This window comes from Xanthomonas sp. F1 (assembly GCF_014199855.1).
In genome coordinates, this window is the sequence record NZ_JACHOK010000006.1 from 145,157 (window position 1) to 168,294 (window position 23,138).

Sequence of the window (23,138 nt, forward strand, 5' to 3'; positions counted from 1 at the left end):
GTTGGTGCGTTCCGAACCCCTGCCGGCGTTGTCGCGGCTGTTCCTGCAATGGCGGCCGTCGCTGAGCCGCTATTTCCGCAAGCGCCGCGCCGCGGCCTGGGATGCCGACGACCTGTTGCAGGAAGTGTGGCTGCGCCTGCAGCGCAGCGAGGCGCATGCGCCGGAGATCGCCAATCCCGAAGCCTACCTGTTCACCATCGCCGCCAACTTGATGCGCGAGCACGCGCTGCTGCATCAGCGCAGCAGCCAGCGCGACACCTGCCTGGACGACGTGCTGGACCGGCTGGCGGTGCCGTGCGAGGCCGATGCACAGGTGCACCGCGCGCAGCGCCGGCAACGCCTGGCCGAACTGATGGCGCGGCTGCCGCCGAAATGCCGCGCGGCGATGACGCTGCGCTACCGCGACGAGCTGGGCTACCAGGAGATCGCCGAGCAACTGCAGATCTCCAGCCACATGGTCAAGAAGTACATCATCAAGGGTCTGGCGGTGTGCCGGCAGGGCATGGCGCGCTATGCGTGAGGAGTCGCAGCGCGTCGCCGAGGCGGCGGCCGACTGGTACCTGGCGCAGCGCGAGTCCACGCTGCCGCCGGCGCGGCAAGCCGAGTTCCTGGGCTGGCTGCGGCAGTCGCCGGCACACGTGGCCGCCTATCTCGACATCACGCGGCTGCACGGCGACCTACCGTCCGCGGCGCAAGCGCAGCAGGCCAGCAGCGCGCAGCTGCGCGCGCATGCCTTGCGCAGCGGCGCGGTGGTGGTGCCGCTGCGCCCGGACGTGGAGGCACCGGTGGCGGCGTCGCATCTGCAGCGCATCGCACCACGGCGCAGGCGCTGGCCGCTGGCGGCGGCCGCCGTGCTCGCGCTGGCCGCCACCGGCGTGGCGCTGCGCCTGAGCGCGCCGGACCCGGTGCCGGCGACGGTGTACGCCGCGCCGGCGGACGCGGCGCGCAGCGTCGCGCTGGACGACGGCAGCGTGGTGCACCTGGAGCGCGGCGGCGCGATCGCGGTGCGCTACGGCGCGCAGCGCCGCGACATCGCGCTGCTGCGCGGCAAGGCGGTGTTCGACCTGGGCCATGATCCGGCGCGGCCGCTGCGGGTCAGTGTCGGCACGCTGGTGCTGCGCGATGTCGGCACCGTGTTCGGGGTCGACCCGCAGGCCGGCGGTGCGCGCGTTACCGTGCTGCAGGGGCGGGTGCAGGTGTCGCGGGATACGCCCGCATTCTGGCGCCGCAGCGACCTGCCGTCGGAAGGAACGACGCTGGCCGACTTGGGCGGCGGCCAGCAGGCGCGGGTGGATGCGCAGGGCCGCGTGCTGGCGCTGCGCGACCATGCCGACATCGCCGACGCCACCGCCTGGCTGCCGGCGCAGGTCGGCGTGCAGGACCGCAGCCTGGGCGAGGTGGCGCGGCTGTTCAACGCCTACACCACGCAGCCGCTGCGCATCGTCGACCCGGCGCTGGCGGCGCGGCGGGTCAGCGGCGTGTTCCACCTGCGCGATCCGGAGGCCTTCGTCGCCTATCTCGGCAGCCTGCCGGACGTGCAGGTGCAGCGCGATGCGCACGCGGTGACCATCCGCCACGCACCGGAACCGCTGTAAGAAAAAATTCATGCAATCGACGGTAGCCGCACGGCGCACCGGGGCACTCCTAGGAAGCATGGCCGTCGCGCAGCACGCGTCGGGCCGCCCCTTCCTCCCCTCCGGTGTGACCGTCATGCGCAAGCCTCTCGTCGTCTCCATCGCCCTGCTGCTCGGCAGTGCGTCCTCGCTGCCGGCCTGGTCGGCACCCGCCGCCACCGTGTCGGCCATCGCGCCCATGCCGCTGGCGCAGGCGCTGGACCAGTTCGCGCGCAGCAGCGGCCTGCAACTGATGTACGACCCGGCGCTGGCCGAAGGCTTGCGCAGCAGCGGTGCCCCGGCCGGCCTGGCGCCGCCGCAGCAATTGCATGCGTTGCTCGCCGGCACCGGCCTGGACTACCGCATGCTGACCCCGGGCTCGGTCGCCATCGTGCGCAGCAGCGTCGCCGCCGCTCCGGCCGCCGCGCCGCGCGCACCCCGCAGTGCCGCCCCGGCCCGCGCCGAGGCCGACGGCGAACACGACGGTCCGCGCGAACTGGCGCCGATCAACGTCACCGCCAACAGCGTCGACACGCTGGCGCCCAGCGCCGCGCCGCTGGAGGCGAGCCAGCCGACCTCGGTGATCGACGAACGCTTCATCCGCGACGGCCTGCGCCTGAATTCGAACTACGACGACATCATCAAGTACGCACCCAGCGTAGTCACCACCTCGCCGGAAGGCCCGGGCCTGGGCAAGAACGAGGGCATCAGCATCCGCGGCTTCCAGGACGGCCAGTTCAACATCACCTTCGACGGCATCCCGTTCGGCGATGCCAGCGATCTGCACCACACCACCTCGGCCTACTTCAACAACCACGTGCTCGGCCAGGCCGAAATCGACCGCGGCCCCGGCGGCGGCGCTACCATTGGCAACGCCACCTTCGGCGGCACCCTGGCGCTGCGCACGCGCAATCCCAGCGAAGTGGACGGCGTGACCGTGTACGGCACCGGCGGCAGCTGGAACACCTGGGCCGGCGGCGTCAGCGCCGACGAGCACATCGGCAGTACGCACCTGTTCGCCGACCTGTCCAAAGAGGCCAGCGATACCTATCTCAAAGGCACCGACGATCGCCGCGAGCATGCCTTCCTCAAGACCGTCACCGACCTGGGCGAGGCGACCACGCTGACCTTCGTCAGCAGCTACAACCAGGAGCACCAGAACACCGTGCAGGGCGCCACCCGCGCGCAGATCGCGCAGCACGGCTGGCGCTACGGCCTGGGCAACGATCCGACCCTGCAGAACTACACCGGTTACAACGCCGCCGCCTACTACTCGAGCTTCACCTACCTGGGCCTGAGCACCCGCCTGGGCGACTGGGACCTCGACAACAAGGTCTACTACAACAGCTTCGACCACACCGCGGCCAAGACCAGCATCCCCACCAGCGAGAGCGTTGCCGACAACGGCGTGACCTTCTACGGCGCCACCGGCAAGAAACTGTCCAAGGCCGCCAAGGACGTGCCGGGCAAGCTCTCGGACAACGACTTCCGCGCCTTCGGCGATGTGCTGCGGTTGGCCCGCGACCTGGGCCCGGGCCAGCTGCAGACCGGCGTGTGGGTGGAGCGCAACCTCGACGAGCGCCAGCAGTTGCCGGTGGACATGAGCACCGGCGCGGCCAGCGGCACCAAGTACGGCCCGCTGTACAATTACAACCTGCACGACCGCACCGACACCCTGCAGCCGTACCTGCAGTACGACTGGAAGCTCAGCGACAGCCTCACCCTCAGCCCGGGCCTGCGCTACGCGCGGGTGCAGCGCCAGCTCGATGCCGAACTCAACAAGAGCACGCCGCCGGCACCGGCGCACAGCGACGCCAGCTACGACGCCACGCTGCCGTCGCTGAGCCTGCACCAGGCCTTCAACGAACATTGGAGCGGCTATGTGCAGGCCGCACGCGGCTTCCTGGCGCCGCCGATCGACGTGATCGAACTCAACGGCGCGCGCGGCCTGCGCCCGGAGCTGACCAGCAACTACCAACTCGGCACCAGCTATGCCGCGCGCGGCCTGACCTTCGGCGCCGACGTCTACTACATCGACTTCAGCAACTACATCAGCCAGACCCTGATCAACACCGACAGCGGCACCGAGAGCGCCTTCGTCAACGGCGGCGGCGCGGTCTATCGCGGCGCCGAGGCCGAGGCCACTTACGCGCTCACGCCGGTCCTGAGCCTGTACGCCAACGCCAGCTACAACGACGCCACCTACAAGCACAGCAGCACCCAGGTGGCCGGCACGCCGCGGGTGACCGCGGCGTTGGGCCTGCTGTACAACAGCGGTACCGGCTACTTCGGTTCGCTGATGGAGAAGGTGGTGGGCGCGCAGTACGGCGTGGACAACACCACCGCGGCCAATGGCGCCACCGTGTTCGGCAACGACCAGCGCCTGGGCGGCTACGCCAGCCTGGATGCGGCGCTGGGCTACCGCAGCACGCACGGGCCCTATGGCCTGAAGGGATATTCGATCAGCATGGACGTCAACAACCTGCTGAACCGGCATGCGCTGATCGGCTACGCCGGTACCCGCTCCTCCGACAACCAGCCGCTGTACTTCGGCCTGGCCGGGCGCGGCGTGTTCCTCGACCTGTCGCTGAAGTTCTGAGGCCTGCCATGTCCCTTTCCCGATTCGCACGCGTGCGCAGCGGATGGTGCCTGGCGGCGGTGCTGTGCGTCGCCAGCACCGCCTGGCCGGTGGCTGCCTCGCCCAAGGTGGACGCGGCACCGCACACCGCGCAGGTGCGCCTGACGATCGTGGTGATGCGCCACGGCGTGCGCGCACCGACGCAATCGCCACAGGACCTGGCCAGGTACGCCGCGCAGCCCTGGCCGCAATGGCCGGTGGCGCCCGGCCAACTCACCGCGCACGGGGCGGCCGGCATGCAGGCGCTGGGCGCGCGCTACCGGCAGCGCTGGCTGGCCACGGCGCTGTTGGCGCCGGACTGCGCCGCGCCCGGCGCGGTGGTGATCGCCGACAGCACGCCGCGCAACCACGACAGCGCAGCGGCCTTCACCGAGGGATTGCTACCCGGGTGTCAGGCACGGTACCTGGCGTTGCCGGCGGCGCAGAACAATCCGTTGTTCCATTTCGGCAAGGACGAGGACAAGGACGACGCTGCGCCTGCGGCACCGCTGCACCTGGACGCGGCCACCCGCGGGCGCCTGCGCGCGTTGCAGCGGGTGCTGTCCGGCTGCGCCGGCTCGGCCTGTGCGGCGCAGGGCGCGCAGCGCCTGGACGATCCGCAGCGGCTGCAGGATCCGGCACAGGCGGCCAAAGCGTTGAAGACCGCTGGCAGCCTGGCCGAGAACCTGATGCTGGAATACGCGCAGGGCCTGCCGTTGCCGCAGGTGGCGTGGGGGCGCGCCGACGCAGCGGCGTTGCAGCGGCTGATCGGCCTGCACAACGCCTCCTTCGGCTACAGCAAACGCGCGCTGCCGGCGGCGCGCGCCGGCGGCTCCAACTTGCTCGCGCATCTGCTGGCGACGCTGCAGATGGCGGCCGGGCAGGCGCCGTCGGTGGCACCGCTGGCGCCGGCGGACACGCGTGCGCTGGTGCTGCTCGGCCACGACACCAACCTGGCGCATCTGGCCGGCTTGTTCGGCATCGATCCGCTGGTGCCCGGTCAGCCGGACGCTTATCCGCCCGGCGGTGCACTGGTACTGGAACTGGTGCGGCAGGACGGGCACGACTTCCTGCAGCTGCGCAGCGTGGTGCCGACCCTGCAGGCGCTGCGGGCCAACCGCTTCGACGGCCGCGGCCTGCGCGAACGGCGCTGGCCGTTGCCCGGCTGTGGTGGTCGCCTGCGCTGCCCGTTGGCGATCGCGCTGCCGGCGTTGCAGGCGCGGCTGGATCCGCAGCGGGTCGAGGCGGCGGTGACGCCGATGACCGAGTGGCCGGCGCAGGCGGCACCGGTGGGCGATTAGGCAGCGCCTGCGTTGCGCTTGCGTGAGCGGGGCGTTACGCCTGGGCCTTTGGGGATGAAAGTGACGGGCGGCCACAGTCATCCGCGTCGCGACTGAAGTCGCTCCCAAAGGGGCTTGCGGCGAGCCCGCCGGGTGCACTGTGGGAGGGACTTCAGTCCCGACTGCAGGCGGCCTGAGAGGCGCAGGCAGGTCTTCCGCACACTCCATCGCGAACAACGCCGACCGTCACGGACCACTCAGCGCGGAAGGTCGATCATCTTGGCTCCCCCACGCGCCTGCGCCTGCGTGCGCCGCGCTCTTTGCCAGGACCCCGCCATGTCCCCGACCCGTGCCGCCGCGCTGCCCGATACCATGACCGCGATCGAGATCCGCCAGCCCGGTGCGCCCGAGGTGCTGGTGCCGGTGCGCATGCCGCTGCCGCACCCCGGGCGCGGTGAACTGCTGGTGCGGGTGGCCGCGGCCGGTGTGAACCGGCCCGACGTGATGCAGCGCCAGGGCAGCTATCCGCCGCCGCCCGGTGCTTCGCCGTTGCCGGGGCTGGAGTTCGCCGGCGAGGTGGTCGGCCTGGGCGAGGGCGTGGAGCGCTACCGGCTGGGCGACCAGGTCTGCGCGCTGGTCGCCGGCGGCGGCTATGCCGAGTACGCGGTGGTGCACGAGCGCAACGCCCTGCCGGTGCCGGCGGCGCTGAGCCTGATCGAGGCCGCGGCGGTGCCGGAAACCTTCTTCACCGTGTGGACCAACGTGTTCCAGCGCGGCCGTCTGCAGTCGGGCGAAACCTTGCTGGTGCACGGTGGCACCTCCGGCATCGGCAGCGTCGCCACGCTGCTCGGGCGGGCCTTCGGTGCGCGGGTGATCAGTACTGTCGGCTCGGCCGACAAGCGCGCGGCCAGCCTGGCGCTGGGCGCGGAGGCGGCCATCCTGTATCGCGAGGAGGACTTCGTCGCCGAGACCAGGCGCCTGACCGAGGGCCGCGGCGCCGACGTGATCGTGGACCTGATCGGCGGCGACTACCTGGCGCGCAACTACCAGGCCGCGGCGCTGGACGGGCGCATCGTGCAGATCGGTATCCAGCAGGGCAAGGTGCGCGAACTGGACCTGATGCCGCTGCTGGCCAAGCGCCTGACCCACACCGGTTCGACCCTGCGTCCGCGCTCGGTGATGGAGAAGGCCGCGATCGCGCGGGAACTGGAGGAGCGGGTGTGGCCGCTGCTGGCGCAGGGCCGGATCAAGCCGCAGGTGGACCGCTGCTTCCCGCTGCAGGAGGCGGCGCAGGCGCATGCGCTGATGGAATCCAGCGCGCATATCGGCAAGATCGTGCTGACGACGGCCGCGCAGTGAACCCGGGCATCGGTCGCGACTACCCGTCCGCTCCTACACGCGATCCCGGTTGTGAAGGAAGGTAACCCTCGTCGGTGACCATCGTGCGCGCAGGTGTTCCGCGCCTGCGCAACATACCCAGCGCCAATACGCTGGCCCGGTTCAAGCGCCGCGCCGTATAGTGCGCCGCACGCGCGGTGGTCCGCGCTTACCCATGCCGGTCCCTGCGTGCGCCTGCTGCCCCGTTCCGCGTCCTCGTCTTCCCTGTTGCGTTACGCCCTGCTGCTGTTGTGGCTGTGTGCGGCGGTGGCTTCGGCCCAGCCGCAGGACGCCGCCGACGCGCCGCCGGACCCGCAGACCCTGCTGGACAGCGCCGCAAAGTCGCTGAAGGATGCGCGTGGCAAGGAAGTGGATGCAGGCAACCAGACCGCCTTCCAGGACCTGGTCGCGCAGGTCTCGGACGCCTCCAACGATGCGCAGACCGCGGTCGACGCCCTTGCGCCGCAGTTGGCACAGGTGGAGGCACGCCTGCAGCAGCTCGGCCCCGCCGCCACCGGCGATTCGCCCGACATCGCCGCACAGCGCAAGGCGCTGACCAAGCAGCGCGACAGCCTGGACTCGGGAGTCAAGCGCGGCAAGCTGATGGTGGTGGAAGCACGACAACTGGCCGACGAGATCGAACGCGCGCGCGCCGAGCATTTCAGCCAGGAACTGTCGCTGCGCTCGCCCTCGCCGCTGTCGCCGGCGCTGTGGAAGCAGATCGCCGCCGATTTCCCCGACGACCAGGCCAAGCTGCTGGCGCTGTACACCCTCGGCTTGCAGTCGCTGCAGGACGCGATCGCCGAGCATGGCAGCGGTGCGCTCGGCGTCGGCATCGCCATCGCGATGATCCTGCTGTTCCCGTTGCGCTACCTGCTGCGTTGGCTGGGCAAGCGCTATGCGGTGTCGCGCGCGCCGGGCAGCCGCCTGCGCCGGTCGGGTCTGGCGATCTGGTTCCTGTTGCTGGGCACGTTGACCCCGGGCCTGGCCGCGCTGGCCCTGGCCGAAGCGCTGCGCAGCATCGATGCGGTGCCGGAGCGCCTGGATGCAGTGCTCAACGGCTTCGTGGTGGTCAGCTTCGCCGCGGCCTTCATGGGCTCGCTCGGCGCCAGCGTGCTGCTGCCGAACCAGCCGAGCTGGCGGTTGTTCCCGATCGACGACGCCACCGCGCGGCGCCTGCGCAAGTACACATGGGCCACCGCGGCGCTGGCCTGGCTCAGCAGCATGCTGCTGGTGATCAACCAGGCCGCGCGCACCAGCGACTCGGCCACCGTCGCCGCCGATGGCGTGATCGCGCTGGTCTACGGCGTGCTGATCCTGGCCACCCTGACCAGCCTGTCGCGTCTGCGCCGGCGCCAGTACGCCGAAGCGGCGGAGCAGGCCCTGGCCAACGCGCAACCGCCGCCGCCCGGGCAGCACGGCGGTGCGCTGGCGCTGATCGGCGTCCTGGTCAAGGTCGCGGTGGTGGTGGCGCTGCTGGCGGCGCTGCTGGGCTATCTGCACCTGGGCCTGTTCATCACCCGGCAGATCATCTGGATCACCATGATCGTCGGCGCGGTGCGCCTGCTGATGACCTTCGCCGACGACTTCGCGCTGTGGCTGTTCGCCAGCGAAGGCCGCATCGGCCGCGCTGCCAATGGCGCCTTCGGAGTGCGCTCGAGCCGGCTGGAGCAGGCCGGGGTGCTGACCTCGGCGCTGCTGCGGGTGGTGCTGCTGTTGATCGGGATCGGCGCGCTGCTGATGCCGTTCGGCACCAACGTCTCGATCGTCTCGGACTGGTTCTCGCTGCTGTCCGACGGCATCCGCGTCAGCGACAAGGTGGTGCTGTACCCGGGCGCGATCGCGCGGTCCGTGCTGGTGCTGTTGCTCGGCCTGGGCGTCATGCAGTACCTGCATCGCTGGCTGACCCAGACCTACCTGCCCAAGACCGAACTGGACGACGGCTCGCGCAACTCGATCAGCACGGTGGCGCGCTATGTCGGCATCATCCTGGCAGCGTTGTGGGCGCTGGCCGCGCTGGGCATCGGCCTGGAGCGGATCGCGCTGGTGGTCAGTGCGTTGTCGGTCGGTATCGGCTTCGGCCTGCAGTCGATCACCCAGAACTTCGTGTCCGGCCTGATCCTGCTCGCCGAGCGCCCGGTCAAGATCGGCGACTGGATCAAGATCGGCGACCAGGAGGGCGATGTGCGCCGGATCAGCGTGCGCGCCACCGAGATCCAGGTCGGCGACCGCTCCACCTTGATCGTCCCGAACTCCGAACTGATCACCAAGACCCTGCGCAACATGACCCTGGCCGGGCCGCTGGGCCGGGTGCAGATCCAGTTCGCGGTGTCGCTGGGCACCGACGTGACCAAGCTGCGCGCGCTGCTGCTGGAGTTGTACGCGTCACATCCGGGCGTGCTGGACGATCCGGCGCCATCGGTATTCATCGATTCCATCGCCAGTGGCCACGTCACCCTCAACAGCTTCGCCTACGTGGCCTCGCCGCGGCTGACCTACGGCACCCGCAGCGAACTGTTCTTCGCCCTGCTGCAGCGCCTGGCCGAGGAGGGCATCGCCCTGGAGTCGCCGCAGGAAGTGAAGCTGTTACGCGATCCGCGGGAGTAGCCGGGATTGGGGATTGGGGATTGGTGGGCGCAAAGCGGCGTTGGCCGCCAGCTCCCGGCGCTGCAGGTCGCGGCTGAAGCCGCTCCTACGACTCCCCATTCCCGATTCCCCACTCCCGGCTTTCAGCGCCTCCCGCGCTCCTCGCGGGCGCGGATGCGCCGGTCGAACAGCACGGCGCTGACCACGATGCCCAGGCCCAGGATCACGCCGAGCAGGAACAGCACCATCGCGATCGCCGGGTAGCCGAACAGCTTGGTGCCGGTGTCGATGCGCATCATCTGCGTGGAGGCCAGGATCAATGCGGCGGTGACGATGCCGGCGGCGACGCGGTTGGCGATCTTCTGCAGGCTCTCCATCAGCCGCGATTCCTCCAGCCCGGCCACACGCACCTGCAGGCGGTTCTCCGCGGCCAGGGTGAGGATGTCCGAGAGCCGGCGCGGGCCTTCGCGCAGCAGCGCCTGCAGTTCCATCGCTTCGCTGGCCAGGTTGGCCGCCGACAGCGACTTCTTCAGCCGCGCGCGCATCACGTGCTGCAGTTGGTCCTCGACCACCACGCGCGTGTCCAGGTGCGGCGACAGCGCCCGGCACACTGCTTCCAGGTTCAGCAGGGTCTTGCCGAGCAGGCTCAGCTCGGGCGGCGTGCGCAGCCCGTAGGTGGTGGCGATGCGCACCAGGTCCAGCACCACCCGGCCCTCGGACATGGCGTCGTGCGCGGCGTAGCGGGCGATCATCTGCCCGGTCTCGCGCTGGTAGCGCTCCTCGTCGAAATCCTCCAGGCGCGTGCTCAGCGCGATGGTTTCCTCGGCCACTTCCTCGCCGCGGCCGTCGACCGCCGCGAACAGCAGCTTGAGCAGGCGCTCGCGCAGCTTCGGCGGCACGTGCGCGACCATGCCCAGGTCGAAGATCGCCAGGCGCCCGTCGGCGAGCACGCGCAGGTTGCCCGGATGCGGGTCGGCGTGGATCTCGCCGTGCACGAACATCTGGTCCAGGTAGCCGCGCACCAGCGCCGCGGCCAGGTCGTCCATCGGCTGCTCGGTGCGGCGCAGCCCGGAGATCTTGTCCACGCGCACGCCTTCGGCCAGCTGCATGGTCAGCACGCGGCGGCTGCACAGGTCCCACACCGGCTGCGGCACCCACAGCTGCGGGAACGGACGCAGGTGCTCGCCGAAGCGCGCAAGGTTCTCGGCCTCGGCCTCGTAGTTCAGTTCCGCCAGCAGCGCCTTGCCGAACTCGGCCAGCCAGTCGGCGAAGCGGATGCGCCGGCCCAGCCCGGTCAGCTTGTCGGCGGCGCTGGCGAAACTGCGCAGCACCTCCAGGTCCGAGCGCACCTGCGCGGCCACCTCGGGCTTCTGCACCTTGATCGCCACCGGGGTGCCGTCGCGCAGCGCGGCGCGGTGCACCTGCGCCAGCGAGGCGCTGCCCAGCGGCGTGTCGTCGAAGGCGGAGAAGGCCTTGTTGATGCCGACGCCGAGTTCGGCCTCGACGATCTCGCGGATGCGCTCGCTCGGAATCGGCGCGGTGTTCTCCTGCATCCGCTCCAGGGCGGTGGCGAACTCCGGCGGCACCACGTCCGGGCGGGTGGACAGCATCTGCCCGAGCTTGACGAAGGTCGGACCCAGCGCTTCCAGGTCGGTGACGAACTGCTCCGGCGTGCCTTCCGGCGGCAGCTCGTGCTCGCCCTGGGCGGTCTCCATGTCCATCCCGGAAAACACCCCGGAGCTGCGGTAGCGCAGCAGCAGGCGCAGGATCTGGGTACGGCGGCTGAGGCCGCCGATCACGTGCGGGGTGTCCGCAGCGTCGTGCGTCGCGCTCAAGGTGGGCTCCGGGCAAGGGTAGGCGCGATCGAGTGTGGCGACGGCCGGGTCGTTGCGCGGTGAATCCCGCGGCGCGCACGGCCTGTTCGTCGCCGACGGGAGGCGCTTGCATCCGTTGCCGGGAGACGGGGCCGATGATCGCTGTCCACGCGACCGGTGCAGTCCCGCACCGCGGGCCCCGTACAGCCGGTCTGTCGTCTTCGACACCCGGCCCGCGGTCGCTGGCGATGGCGGCGGCGTCATGGTGATGCGTCGTATCCTGCCGCATTGCGACAGCGAGGGTCGGAGCGAGCGGAATGCAGCGGAGTGAATGGGCGATGTCGACCAGGATGCGCCGGTGCCACTCCTCATGGCACGATCGTCGGCGCGATGCGCCAGAGACCACACCACGGGAAGGCGCAATGCGCGCAAAGACACGCGGTCTCGGCATGGCTGTCGCCCGATGAGCAGACGCCGGCTCGCGCTGCTGGTGGCGGTGGTGGTCCTGGCGCTGCTGGTCATGGTCTGGCTGGGCGACGCCGGTGCCGGCGTCGCCACCGAGGTGCGCAGCGCCTTGCGGGCCTTCGCGCGTGCCCTGTTCTGACGCCAGAGGCGGCCAGCCGCCCCTGTTCCGGTGCCGCGGCCGCGCTTACCCTGGGCGTTCGCTATCACCTGCCCGGAGCGCCGCCATGTCCGTCCTCGTTTTGCCCGCCGTCCGCCGTGCCACTGTGCTTGTCGCGTGCGCGTTGCTGGCCATGCTGCTGTCGGCGAACGTGACCGCCGCGGCCGCGCCCCAGCGCTATGCCGGCGAGGATTTCGACGCCAAGGCCTTTGCTGCCAGCAAGCGCCGCAGCTACGAGCTGCAGGACTTTTCCGACTGCTACCGCGCGACGCTGGAGGTCGAGGACAACGACGGGGTGTTCCGGCCCGGCATCGTGCGCGTGTTCGCGCGAGGCAACGCCACGCCGCTGCTCGAAGTGGCCTCGCCAGAGTTGGTGGTGGACACCGATGCCAAGGGCACCAAGGTCAAGGCCAACGTGCATGAGTTGCCGTATGGCGAGCAGAGCGTGCTGATCTACGACGATTTCAATTTCGACGGCCTCAAGGACCTGGCGGTGATGGACGGCCAGAACAGCTGCTATCACGGCCCGTCCTACCAGGTGTATCTGGGCACGGCCGATGGTTTCGAGGCCAGTCCCGATTTCACCGAGTTGGCGCAGAGCAACTGCGGCCTGTTCCAGGTGGATGCGAAAGCCCGCGAGATCCACACCATGACCAAGGACGGCTGCTGCTGGCACCAGTACGCGACGTACTCGGTCCGCGATGGCGCGCCGCTGCTGGAGCGCGAGGTGGTCGAGGATGCGCGCAGCGAGGGGCCGGGCCTGGCCCAGGAGACGGTGTACCGCGACCGTGCCGGCAAGCGCGTGGCCGACACGCACTACCTGTGGGACGAGCAGGGCGGCACCACCGCGGGCGAGCGCAAGATCCTGCTCGAGTTCCGCCTGGCGCCGGCCGGCAAGCGCATCGTGGTGTTCGCCAATGTCGGCGACGGCGCCAGCAGCAAGCCGTTCTATGCGGCGATCGGCGCGCAGCAACAGGTGGACCTGCTGTATCCGGATGCCGAACGCGAGGCCATGGACTACGACGCGGACCGCCACGTGCTCAGCTTCGAGCGCGGCGACACCACGTACCGCATCGTCGGCAATGCGCAGGGGGTGCCTCAGCGCATGGAGGTGGTGGTGCGCGGCAAGACCCAGCCGCTGGCGCTGCAGCCCGGCTCGGCGCAAGGCTCGCTGCAGGCGGTGGCGCAGGTGCTGGAGGCTGCGTCGGCGGAGTAGGGAGCGACAGAGCGTTGTTCCCAGAACGCTGGCGATCCGACTTGCGCGCGTCGGGACTGAAAGTCCCTCCCACAGTGCACCCGGACAGCGCAGCGCAAGTTTCTGTAGGAGCGGCTTCAGCCGCGACAGCCGTTCCCGACGATGCCTGCTGCCTGGTTACCCATACCTGCCTTGCGCCGCGTTGGCCAACCCGAACGGCCGCTTCACCGCCAGGCCGCGAACGCCCGCGCCACCGCTTCGGCGCCCGGGTCGATCACGCCGCGCAGTGCGTCCTCTGGCACCGCAGCGGCACGTCCGGCGCCGGCGCGGGTGAGCTGTGCGGTGGCATCGGCGCCTGCGCGGGCGGCGCGCGCGGCGGCGTCCACGCCCGCTCCCTGCGCCAGGGCATCCAGCGCCGGCAGCAGCGCATCGAGCAGGGTGCGATCGCCGCGTTGCGCGCCGCCGTAGTGCTGCATCCGCGCCACCCCGGCCTGCAGCGCCTGCACCCAGTCGCGACCGTCCGCCAGCGCACCGGCGGCGGTGGTGAACAGGATCGACAGCAACACGCCGCTGGAGCCGCCCATGCTGTGTTCGATCGTCGCCGCCAGGCCGCGCGCCAGTGCCGCGGCGTCGCCGGTGGCCAGCGCATCGGTGTCCAGTGCCTGCTGCAGGGCGCGCGCGCCGGCGGCGAAGGTACTGCCGGCGTCGCCATCGCCGCTGCGCGCGTCCAGCGCGTCCAACTCCGCCTGCGCGGCGATCAGCGCCTGCGCCACCCGCGCCAGCGCTGCGGCGCACTGGGCATCGCGCGTGCCATCGCGGTGACTATCGTCGCGCTTCAGTGCCGGAGCGAAGGTCTGGACTGCATGCGGCACGCGCACGCCGGGCCAGCCCAGCGTCTGCACCGGCGCCTGCAGCGCGGCGAGCACGTCGGCATCGGCCGGGGCGAGGGTGATCGAGAAACCGTGCATGTCCATCGAGGTCATCAGCGCCGCCGGCACAGGCATCAACGCGACCCGCCCGACGCCGATGCGCTGCAGCGCCAGCCGCGTCAGCACGCCCAGTTCCTGCGTCGAGCAGCCGCCGAGGTCGTTGAGCATCAGCACCAGCGGCGCGTCGGCGCCCAGGCGGGCATCGGCCTGCGCCAGCAGCGGGTCCAGCACCAGCGCCAATGCCTCCTCCACCGTGCCGGGCTGCACCGGCCGCGCGCCCGGCTCGTTGTGGATGCCCAGGCCCAGTTCCGGCGCGCGGCGGCCGACCTGCTGGCCCGGCACGCTGCAACTGGACAATGCCATGCCCAGCGACAGCAGGCGGTCGGCGAAGGCCTGGCCGCGCTGCGCCAGCTCGGCCAGCGGCACGCCCTCGCGCGCCAGGTGGCCCACGTACTTGTGCACCAGCACCGTGCCGGCGAGGCCGCGCGGCTGCGCGGCGTCGGGCAGGGCGATGTCGTCGGCGACCAGTACGCTGGCCACGTCGATGCCCTCGGCGCGAGCGCGCTCGGCGGCCAGACCGAAGTTGAGCCGGTCGCCGGTGTAGTTCTTGATCACCAGCAGCACGCCGGGCGCGTCGGCGCAGGCGCGGATCGCCGCCAGCACCACCTCCACCCCGGGCGAGGCGAACAGGTCGCCGGCGATGGCGCCGCTGAGCATGCCTGGGCCGACGAAGCCGGCATGCGCCGGTTCGTGCCCGGCACCGCCGCCGGACAGCACCGCGACCTGACGCGGATCGCGTGCGGCCTGCAGCACGATGCGGGTGCCGCTGTCGGCCTCCGAGAGCAGCAGCGGTTGCAGCATGGCCGCGGCCGCGAGCACGTCGTCGACGATGGCGCGTGGGGCGGTGAGGAACTGGTCCATGGCGGATGTCCTTTGGCGGGCCGTGCGGGGTGTGGGGCACGGTAGCCGAGCCGGCGTTACGCGCGGCTGACGCCGTGCCGCTCACGCACCTGCCTGGCGGAATCGGCGAGAATCGCCGCTCATCCCGAATGGAATCCCCGCATGGCCGGCGCCAGCCTGTTCACCCTGCTCGACGACATCGCCACCCTGCTCGACGACGTGTCGCTGCTGACCAAGGTCGCGGCCAAGAAGACCGCCGGCGTGCTCGGCGACGACCTGGCGCTGAACGCGCAGCAGGTGACCGGGGTGAACGCCGACCGCGAACTGCCGGTGGTGTGGGCGGTGGCCAAGGGCTCGCTGCTCAACAAGGCGATCCTGGTGCCGGCGGCACTGGCGATCAGCGCGTGGCTGCCGTGGGCGATCACGCCGCTGATGATGATCGGCGGCGCGTTCCTGTGCTTCGAGGGTGTGGAAAAGCTGGCGCACCGCTTCCTGCACTCGAAGGAAGAGGACGCGGAGCGTCACGCGCAGCAGGTGCAGGCGCTGGCCGACCAGCAGGTGGACGTGGTGGCGCTGGAGAAGGACAAGGTCAAGGGCGCGATCCGCACCGACTTCATCCTCTCGGCGGAGATCATCGTGCTGTCGCTGGGCGTGGTCGCCGGTGTGCCGTTCGTGCAGCAGGTGGCCGTCCTGGTGGCGATCGCGCTGGCGATGACGATCGGCGTCTACGGCCTGGTCGCCGGCATCGTCAAGCTCGACGATCTGGGCCTGTACCTGAGCCGCAAGGGCGCCGCCGCCGCGACGATCGGCCGCGGCATCCTGTGGCTGGCGCCGTGGCTGATGCGCACCTTGTCGATCGCCGGCACCGCGGCGATGTTCCTGGTCGGCGGCGGCATCCTGGTGCACAGCATCGGCCCGCTGCACCACGCCATCGAAGGCATCGCCCCGAGCGGCGGCCTGGGCAGCCTGGTGCTCGCGGTGGGCAATGCGGTGGTGGGAATCGTGGCCGGCGCCTTGGTGCTGGCGGTGGTGTTGGGCGTCAAGAAGATGCGGGATCGGGATTAGGGATTGGAGATTCGGGATTGGCAACAGCGGCCAAGCGCGCCGCTCTTGCCAATCCCCAATCCCATCTCCCCAATCCCGCGCCGGCAACGCCGGCGCCAGCTACTCCGCCGAAACCACCCGATTCTTGCCGGCCTTCTTGGCTTCGTACAGCGCACGGTCGGCGCGGCGGATCAATGCGTCCTGCGCTTCGCCGGGCTGGCGCAGGGCGACGCCGGCGCTGAAGCTGACGAACACGCGCTGGTCCTCATGCACCACCGCGCGCTGCGCCAGCGCACGCTGCACCCGGGTCACCGCCGCGCTGGCCTCGAAGATCGTGCAGTCCGGCATCAGCAGCAGGAATTCCTCGCCGCCGAAGCGGGCGATGGCATCGCTGGCGCGCAAGGTGGTGCGTGCCACCTCCACTACGTGGCGCAGGGCGCTGTCGCCGCCGGGGTGGCCGTAGGTTTCGTTGAGCTGGCGGAAATCGTCCAGGTCCAGCATCGCCACGCACAGCGGTTGCGCGCTGCGCTCGGTGCGCACCAGTTCGCGCACGAACAGGTCGTCCAGGCCGCGGCGGTTGAGCGCGCCGGTGAGCTGGTCGACCCGCACCAGGCCGCTGACGTCCTGCAGTTCCTGCTCCAGGCGCAGGATGCGCTGTTCGGCCGCATCTACTTCCTGGCGCGCGGCGATCAGGTGGTCGCGCGCGCGCAGCGCCTGCTCCTGCACGTGGCCGGTGTCCTGCAGCACTTCCTGCAGCAAGCGGTTGAGGTCGGCGATGCTGCGCGCGTCGCGGATGGTCTGCGAGTAATCGGCGATGCGGTCGTGGAATTCGCCGGTGCTGGCGGCCATGCCGTCCAGGTCCGCGACGAAGCTCAGCATCAGGTCCTTCATCGCCTCCTTGGATTCGGCGATGCCCTGCTTGAGCAACCCCTGCTTGTAGATCACCTCGCGCAGGCTGCCGCGCGCCTCCTCGATCGAGTAGCGGTCCAGCGGCCCGGCGATCAGGTCGCGCACCACCGCGATCTGACCCTGCAGCCAACTGGTGTCTTCGAGCAGTTCGCCGACGTTCTCCAGCAGCAGGTCGAACAGGCTCAGCAACAGCGCCTGTTGCTCCTGGCTGTCGTTGGCGCGCAACGCGATCTGGTGGCACAGCTCGCGCACCTGCTGCGCCACCGGCTCCAGCGGTTGCCCGGGACGCCATTGGCGCAGCGCCTCGCCGCTGGCCTCGGCCTCGCCGGCCAGTTCGGGCAGGGTGTGCAGCAACGCCGCCAGCGCGCCGGCCACGGTCTGCCGCAGCAGGTCGCGCAGGCGCTCGCTGTCGCTGGGCCCGGCCAGCGGGTCTTCGACGTCGATGGTGCGGATGTACTTGTCGATCAGCTGGCGCAGCGCGCGGCCATAGCTGGGCCAATCGCCGCTGCTCGCCGCCGATTGCAAGCGCCGGCCCATGTCGCCCAGTTCGCCGTGCAGCGAGGCCATGCCGTCGGCGAAGGCACCGAGCAGGCCTTGCGGCTCGTGCGCCTGCTGGAACAGGCGGATCAGCGCGGCAGTGGCCGCGGCCGGGTCGGTCCCGCCCGCCACAGCCGTCGCCGCGTGACCGTGCGTGTGCCCATGGCCATGCCCATGCGTACGCGCCGGCAGCGTCGCGGCCGCCGCCGGCGCCGGATCGCGCCGACGTGGCGACAGCAGCTTGCGCAGTCCGCTGATCGGCGGCTCGTCGCGTTGGTCCGACATGCCAGCCGGCTCCTCCCAGTCAATGCGCCGCCCATGCTGGCGCTCAGGATCTGGATATCGGCGCCGGCGGCGCGCGCTTGAGCGGGCGGATGGCGTGCCTGTGAAGAGGACTCCATTGCGCTCGTACCCTCACCCCCAGCCTCTCCCCCGAAAAGGGGGCCGTGGTCCCGGAGGGAGAGGGGAGCAACGTGGTCCCTCGGCGCGGCCGCCTTTCCTTCTCCCTCCGGGACCATGGCCCCCTTTTCGGGGGAAGGTGCCCCGAAGGGGCGGATGAGGGTACGAGTTGCTAGGGATGTGTCTGGGGAAGAAAGCTCCGCGGCTGTCGCACCCTCACCCCCAACCCCTCTCCCGGTGGGAGAGGGGAGCAACGCGTTGCTTGCCCGAAGATCGCCGCGTGCCCGCACGCCGTGCAAGACGCGCACGACGCTGGCACTCTGGCGACCGCACCTGCCGCGGCGCCGGCAGCGCGGCGCAACCCCCACCTCCACGGAGACTGAGCATGGCCGATCCCCGCGAACCGCTGCTGCACCCCGTGCCGATCCTGTCCTTGCGCCCCACGCAGATGACCGTGGGCATGCGCGAGGTCAAGGAAAAGCGCAAGCGTTGGCGCGCGCACGCCTCCAGGCACAAGCAGGCCGAACTGCTCGGCAAGCACATGATCCCGGTGGTGCTGGGACCGGACGGCAAGTACTACGTGGTCGACCACCACCATCTGGCGCGTGCGCTGCACGACGAAGGGGTGAAGGACATCCTGGTCACGGTGATCGCCGACCTCAGCGTCGTCGACAAGGCCGCGCTGTGGAGCGTGCTGGATCATCGGCGCTGGGCCTATCCCTACGATGCCAAGGGCGAGCGCCGTCCGTTCAAGGACATGCCGACGTCGATCGCGGACCTGAAGGACGATCCCTACCGTAGCCTCGCCGGCGAGGTCCGCCGCGCCGGCGGCTACGCCAAGGACACCACGCCGTTCAGCGAGTTCCTGTGGGCCGACCTGTTCCGCCGCCGGCTGCGGCGCCGCGACATCAAGGACGACTTCGCACGCGCCATGGAGGCCGCGCTCGCGCTCGCCAAGAGTCGGGACGCGAGCTACTTGCCGGGCTGGTGCGGGCCGTCGTCCGACGACTGATCGGTGGTCGCGGCATGGTGCGGCTTGCCGCCCAGGAGCGCGTGCAGGGCGCGTTCGACGCGTCCGCCGAACAACAGGATGACGAAGGCGATGGCCAGGGACACGGCCACGATCTGCCACTGGCCGGCGCCGCACAGGATGCCGACGCAGGCGGTGAGCCAGACGCAGGCGGCGCTGGTCAGGCCATGCACCCGCACATGTTTTTGGGTGTGGTAGATGACGCCGGCGCCAAGGAAGCCGATGCCGGTCAGGATGCCCTGGATGACGCGGCTGCCGGCGTCGGTGAAGCCGCCCTTGCCGAGCGGGTCGGCCAGCAGCACCACCATCGCGGTGGCCAGGCCCACCAGGCCCAGCGTGCGGATGCCGATCGGCTTGCCGTGCAGGTCGCGGTTCAAGCCGATCGCCGCGCCGGCGAGGGCGGCGATTCCCAGGCGCACGACGATGTCGGGCAGCTCGATCAAGGCAGGTCTCCTGGTGGATGTGGCGCCGTGGGCGGCCGGCCCATCATAGGGAAGCCGGCCGCAGGCATGCCGTGCTCGCCGTGGGTCGGCTTCAGAGCGCGGCGCGCACGTCGTCCAGGCTCGGCGGGTTGGCGCCGGCGCGGGTGCAGTTGATCGCCGCGGCGGCCACGCAGAACTGCAGCAGGCGTTCCAGCGCGGCCGGCTCGCTGCCCAGCGCCGCCAGCGCGGCCGGATCGGGCAACTGCTGCAGCAACGCCGCCTGGAAGCTGTCGCCGGCGCCGACGGTATCGACGACCTGCACCACCCGGCCGGGCACGCGCGCCTCGCTGTCGCCGCGCCAGGCCACCGCGCCATCGCCGCCCAGGGTCATCACCACCAGCGACGGCCCCTGCTGCAGCCAGCTGCGGGCGACGGCGAACGGATCCTGCTGCGGATACAGCAGTTCGATGTCCTCCTGGCTGACCTTGACCACGTGCGCCAGCGCGATCCAGCGCGCGAGCCGCGCGCGCCACACCGCCATGTCCGGCTCCACCGTCGGCCGCACGTTCGGGTCCAGCGAGATCAGCCGCTGCCCGCGCTCGCGTTCGGCCAGCGCCTGGAAGGTGCTGGCGGTGGTCTCGGCGACCAGGGTGTAGGAGCCGAAATGCAGGCCGCCAACGCGCGCGTCCAGCGCCGGCAGGTCGGCCTCGGTCAGCGCGCGATCGGCACAGCCGGTGCCGTAGAAGGCGTAGTTGGGCACGCCGCCGGCGTCGAGCGCGACCATCACCAGGGTGGTGGCTTCGCGCTTGTCGATGCAGTAGTCCAGGGCCACGCCTTCGCCTTCGAGGGTGGCGCGCAGCTGGCGGCCGAGCGGATCGGTGGACAGGCCGGTGAACAGCGCCGACGGCGCGCCCAGGCGGGCCAGGCCGATGGCCACGTTGAACGGCGAACCGCCCTGGCGCGCGGTCATGCCGACCGAGGTGCCGGCATAGCCGTCGATGAAGATGTCGTACAAGGCCTCTCCGCACACCACGAACATCGAACCGCTCCTCGTCAGGTTGCAGCGCGCCGGCCGGCGCGATGGGGCGGCTATTGTGGCGTACCTGCTGCGGCGCGGCGACCGGGTGGGGTGCTGGGGCTGCCGTGTGGGATGGACGCTTGGCTGGGCTGCCGTACCCTCATCCGCCCCTGCGGGGCACCTTCTCCCGACGGGAGAAGGGAGAAGCCAAAGCCCCTCTCCCCCCGCGAGAGGGGTTGGGGTGAGGGTAGGGCGCGCAGCGCCTCATGGATCCTGGCGGCGAGCGGCCGGCGCTGTGCTGGCGCGCTTGGTTGCATGCTGGCGTTTAGCACCGATGCCTGGCTGGCGCCCGTACCCTCATCCGCCCCTGCGGGGCACCTTCTCCCGGTGGGAGAAGGGAGACGCCGAAGCCCCTCTCCCCCCGGGAGAGGGGTTGGGGTGAGGGTACGGGCGCGCAGCGCCTCATGGACCGCGCACCCCACCCACAACGCCTTGCCACCGCCCCTGCGATAGTCACCACCTCCCCCGCCAGCCTCAAAGGACGCCCCATGAACATCCTGCTCGCCGGCGCCACCGGCCTGGTCGGCGGCCACGCGCTGCGCCAGTTGCTGGCCGACCCGGCCTGCAGCGCGGTGATCGCACCGACCCGGCGCGCGCTGGAGCTGACCCATTCCAAGCTGCACAACCCGGTGCTGGACTTCGACGCGCTGCCCGCACAGGCGCCGTGGTGGCAGGTGGAGGCGGCGATCTGCGCGCTCGGCACCACGATGCGCCAGGCCGGCTCGCGCGAGGCCTTCCGCCGGGTCGATCACGACTATCCGCTGGCGATCGCGCGACTGCTCCGCCAGCACGGCGCCGCGGCGTTCGCGCTCAACTCGGCGCTGGGCGCGGATCCGCAGTCATGGGCGTTCTACAACCGGGTCAAGGGCGAGTTGGAAAACGACCTGCGCGCGCTCGGCTTTCCATCGCTGACCCTGGTGCGGCCGGGCCTGATCGGCGGCGAGCGCGCGCAACGGCGCCGCGGCGAGCATGCCGCCAGCGTGGTGCTGCGGGCGCTCGGGCCGCTGCTGCCGCGGCGCTACCGGATCAATCCGGCCGAACGCATCGCTGCGGCGCTGGTCGCGGCCGCACTGCAGCCGCGACCGGGCGTGCAGGTCATCGACGCGGCGCAGTTGGTTTAGGAGCTGGGATTGGGGAGTGGGGATTCGGGATTGGAGAGGCGTGCGCGAGTCCGCAACATTGCCAGCCAATGCACGTTTAGGCGACTTCTCTGTGGGTCGTGTGCGACAGACGCCGGCGCTAGGTCACATCAACCACTGCATCGCGTGTAGCCCATGCTCACCGCAGCGAGCTCGCGCGCACGGGACCGGGCCGCACACGCGACCTTCCTCAGGCGCCCAGCGACTGCCCGCCGTCCACCGCCAGCACCTGGCCGGTGATCCAGCGTGCCTGCGGCGAGGCCAGAAACAACGCCGCGTTGGCGACATCGTCGATCGCGCCGAAGGCGCCGAACGGAATGCTGGCGCGGATCTGCCGGTACAGCTCGGGCTGCTGCTGGCGGCGCTGCTCCCACAGTCCGCCGGGGAACTCGATGGAACCGGGCGCGATCGCGTTGACCCGGATCCGCTCGCGCGCCAGCTGCGTCGCCAGCGTGGTCGTGTAGTAGTTCAACGCCGCCTTCGCCGCGGAGTACGCCGGCACCCGCGGCGTCGGGCGCAGGCCGTTGATCGAACTGATGTTGAGGATGCAGCCGCGGCCGCTGCTGCGCAGGTGCGGCAGGGCGGCGCGGTTGCAGCGCACCGCGGCCATCAGGTCGATGTCGAAGCCGGCCTGCCAGCTCGCATCGTCGTCGCCATGGCCGTAGCCGGAGGCGTTGTTGATCATCACGTCGATGCCGCCCAGTGCATCCGCGGCCTGCGCCACCCAGCTCTCGATCTGTGCGGCGTCGGCGAGGTCGCAGCACTGCGCCGCGACCGGGTGGCCGTGGCGCTGCAACTGCGCGGCGGCGTCGGCCAGCGGCGCTGGACTGCGCGCGCAGATCGCCACTGCAGCGCTGTGCTGGGCGAAGGCATCGGCGATGGCCAGGCCGATGCCGCGGCTGGCGCCGGCGACGAGCACGCGGTATCCCGCGAAGGCGGACGGATCGGTCATCGGTGGCTCCTGCGTGCCGTGGGGCGTGCGCCGATTATCCGCGCAATCCGCAGCGTGCGGCCGCTTCTGGCACCATGGCGGCCGTCGCACGCACCGCCCGTTGGTGCGCCCACCGCGCCGCCGCCTAGCGATGGCCGCATTCCCTTTCCAGGATTTTCCGCAGTGAAGAAGACCTACCGGCTCCGCATCGAAGGCAAGCATCCCGACCGCCTGCTCGACGCCGCCAAGCACGACATCCGCAAGTACATCCGCCGCGAGCGCCGCAAGACCCTGCCGGCCGGTGCGGACTACTGGGATTTCGACACCCTGTTCGGCACCGAGGAAGCCACCGCCGCGGTGCTGCCGCCGGCCGAGCTGCTGCGGGCGGTCGACGCGCTGGTGGCCGCCGGCGGCGAACAGTTCTACGTGGAGATCCGCAGCCGCGCCTGCGCGCGGCCACCGCGGGCCAAGGGCGGGCAGGGCGAAAGCGAGCACGATCCCTTCGAGGACTGAGCCCGCCTGGCGACGTCTGCGCGTCGGTCGCGCGGCACCGGCGACGTCTCCAGCAACGGCTGCAACGCGTTCTTCAGCCTGCACTTTGGCAAGACCGCTGCGCGCAAGATCGGCGACCGCAAGGAACGCACGTGGATCGGCACCGGCACCTCTGCCGCTGCCGGCGCCGCAATGACGCTTTCGACACGCACGGCCGACCCAGG

18 protein-coding genes are annotated in these 23,138 nt (G+C 70.9%); 12 read left to right on the forward strand and 6 right to left on the reverse strand.

The window, feature by feature from the left end; all coding sequences use genetic code 11:
* Nucleotides 1-4: 4 nt before the first annotated feature.
* The 6 genes from GGR71_RS14450 (at nucleotide 5) to GGR71_RS14475 (ending at nucleotide 9,494) form a co-directional block, all read left to right on the forward strand.
* Nucleotides 5-520, forward strand: coding sequence for an RNA polymerase sigma factor (locus tag GGR71_RS14450; protein ID WP_048489657.1), 516 nt, complete (start codon nucleotides 5-7; stop codon nucleotides 518-520).
* Complete coding sequence (locus GGR71_RS14455; protein ID WP_160957648.1) at nucleotides 513-1,595, forward strand: FecR family protein; 1,083 nt, start codon at nucleotides 513-515, stop codon at nucleotides 1,593-1,595. The genes GGR71_RS14450 and GGR71_RS14455 overlap by 8 nt, the downstream gene beginning before the upstream one ends.
* 115 nt (nucleotides 1,596-1,710) lie before the next feature.
* Nucleotides 1,711-4,212 (forward strand): TonB-dependent receptor domain-containing protein, encoded by a 2,502-nt coding sequence (locus GGR71_RS14460; protein WP_160957645.1) that lies wholly within the window; start codon nucleotides 1,711-1,713, stop codon nucleotides 4,210-4,212.
* A gap of 8 nt (nucleotides 4,213-4,220) precedes the next feature.
* On the forward strand, nucleotides 4,221-5,531 hold the full coding sequence (locus GGR71_RS14465) for a histidine-type phosphatase (protein WP_160957643.1): 1,311 nt from the start codon (nucleotides 4,221-4,223) through the stop codon (nucleotides 5,529-5,531).
* A gap of 315 nt (nucleotides 5,532-5,846) precedes the next feature.
* Nucleotides 5,847-6,869 (forward strand): NAD(P)H-quinone oxidoreductase, encoded by a 1,023-nt coding sequence (locus GGR71_RS14470; RefSeq protein WP_160957640.1) that lies wholly within the window; start codon nucleotides 5,847-5,849, stop codon nucleotides 6,867-6,869.
* A gap of 246 nt (nucleotides 6,870-7,115) precedes the next feature.
* Nucleotides 7,116-9,494: a DUF3772 domain-containing protein gene (locus tag GGR71_RS14475; protein WP_160957903.1), complete on the forward strand. Its 2,379-nt coding sequence runs from the start codon at nucleotides 7,116-7,118 to the stop codon at nucleotides 9,492-9,494.
* Between the two features lie 122 nt (nucleotides 9,495-9,616).
* Here GGR71_RS14475 and GGR71_RS14480 read toward each other — a convergent pair whose 3' ends face one another.
* Nucleotides 9,617-11,308 carry an ABC1 kinase family protein gene (locus tag GGR71_RS14480; protein ID WP_160957639.1) on the reverse strand — a complete coding sequence of 564 codons (1,692 nt, stop codon included), beginning with the start codon at nucleotides 11,306-11,308 and terminating at the stop codon, nucleotides 9,617-9,619.
* Nucleotides 11,309-11,750: 442 nt separating this feature from the next.
* Between GGR71_RS14480 and GGR71_RS14485 the strand changes: the two genes are divergently transcribed.
* Nucleotides 11,751-11,891: a hypothetical protein gene (locus GGR71_RS14485; protein WP_184452068.1), complete on the forward strand. Its 141-nt coding sequence runs from the start codon at nucleotides 11,751-11,753 to the stop codon at nucleotides 11,889-11,891.
* Between the two features lie 85 nt (nucleotides 11,892-11,976).
* The gene (locus tag GGR71_RS14490; RefSeq protein WP_160957638.1) at nucleotides 11,977-13,125 is read left to right on the forward strand and encodes an XAC2610-related protein; all 1,149 of its coding nucleotides are present in this window, start codon (nucleotides 11,977-11,979) and stop codon (nucleotides 13,123-13,125) included.
* Between the two features lie 203 nt (nucleotides 13,126-13,328).
* Here the strand turns inward: GGR71_RS14490 and GGR71_RS14495 are convergent, their stop codons facing one another.
* Nucleotides 13,329-14,954, reverse strand: a complete 1,626-nt coding sequence (locus GGR71_RS14495; RefSeq protein WP_160957637.1) for a dihydroxyacetone kinase subunit DhaK — start codon at nucleotides 14,952-14,954, stop codon at nucleotides 13,329-13,331.
* A 141-nt stretch (nucleotides 14,955-15,095) separates the two neighbouring features.
* On the opposite strand from GGR71_RS14495, the gene GGR71_RS14500 reads away from it, so the two are divergent.
* Nucleotides 15,096-15,998, forward strand: coding sequence for a DUF808 domain-containing protein (locus GGR71_RS14500; protein ID WP_160957636.1), 903 nt, complete (start codon nucleotides 15,096-15,098; stop codon nucleotides 15,996-15,998).
* Nucleotides 15,999-16,097: 99 nt separating this feature from the next.
* Here the strand turns inward: GGR71_RS14500 and GGR71_RS14505 are convergent, their stop codons facing one another.
* Nucleotides 16,098-17,708, reverse strand: a complete 1,611-nt coding sequence (locus GGR71_RS14505) for a GGDEF domain-containing protein (RefSeq protein WP_160957635.1) — start codon at nucleotides 17,706-17,708, stop codon at nucleotides 16,098-16,100.
* Between the two features lie 499 nt (nucleotides 17,709-18,207).
* Between GGR71_RS14505 and GGR71_RS14510 the strand changes: the two genes are divergently transcribed.
* Nucleotides 18,208-18,834, forward strand: a complete 627-nt coding sequence (locus GGR71_RS14510) for a ParB-like protein (RefSeq protein WP_160957634.1) — start codon at nucleotides 18,208-18,210, stop codon at nucleotides 18,832-18,834.
* On the opposite strand, the gene GGR71_RS14515 is transcribed toward GGR71_RS14510, so the two are convergent.
* Nucleotides 18,795-19,295, reverse strand: a complete 501-nt coding sequence (locus GGR71_RS14515; protein WP_160957633.1) for an MgtC/SapB family protein — start codon at nucleotides 19,293-19,295, stop codon at nucleotides 18,795-18,797. The genes GGR71_RS14510 and GGR71_RS14515 overlap by 40 nt on opposite strands.
* A 91-nt stretch (nucleotides 19,296-19,386) precedes the next feature.
* Entirely contained in the window at nucleotides 19,387-20,313 is a 927-nt protein-coding gene (locus GGR71_RS14520) for a carbohydrate kinase family protein (RefSeq protein WP_160957632.1), read from the reverse strand.
* A 527-nt stretch (nucleotides 20,314-20,840) separates the two neighbouring features.
* On the opposite strand from GGR71_RS14520, the gene GGR71_RS14525 reads away from it, so the two are divergent.
* The gene (locus tag GGR71_RS14525; RefSeq protein ID WP_160957631.1) at nucleotides 20,841-21,473 is read left to right on the forward strand and encodes a Rossmann-fold NAD(P)-binding domain-containing protein; all 633 of its coding nucleotides are present in this window, start codon (nucleotides 20,841-20,843) and stop codon (nucleotides 21,471-21,473) included.
* A 208-nt stretch (nucleotides 21,474-21,681) separates the two neighbouring features.
* Here the strand turns inward: GGR71_RS14525 and GGR71_RS14530 are convergent, their stop codons facing one another.
* The gene (locus GGR71_RS14530) at nucleotides 21,682-22,443 is read right to left on the reverse strand and encodes an SDR family NAD(P)-dependent oxidoreductase (protein WP_048489673.1); all 762 of its coding nucleotides are present in this window, start codon (nucleotides 22,441-22,443) and stop codon (nucleotides 21,682-21,684) included.
* Between the two features lie 162 nt (nucleotides 22,444-22,605).
* On the opposite strand from GGR71_RS14530, the gene GGR71_RS14535 reads away from it, so the two are divergent.
* Nucleotides 22,606-22,935 (forward strand): DUF6172 family protein, encoded by a 330-nt coding sequence (locus GGR71_RS14535; RefSeq protein ID WP_048489674.1) that lies wholly within the window; start codon nucleotides 22,606-22,608, stop codon nucleotides 22,933-22,935.
* Nucleotides 22,936-23,138 lie beyond the last annotated feature (203 nt).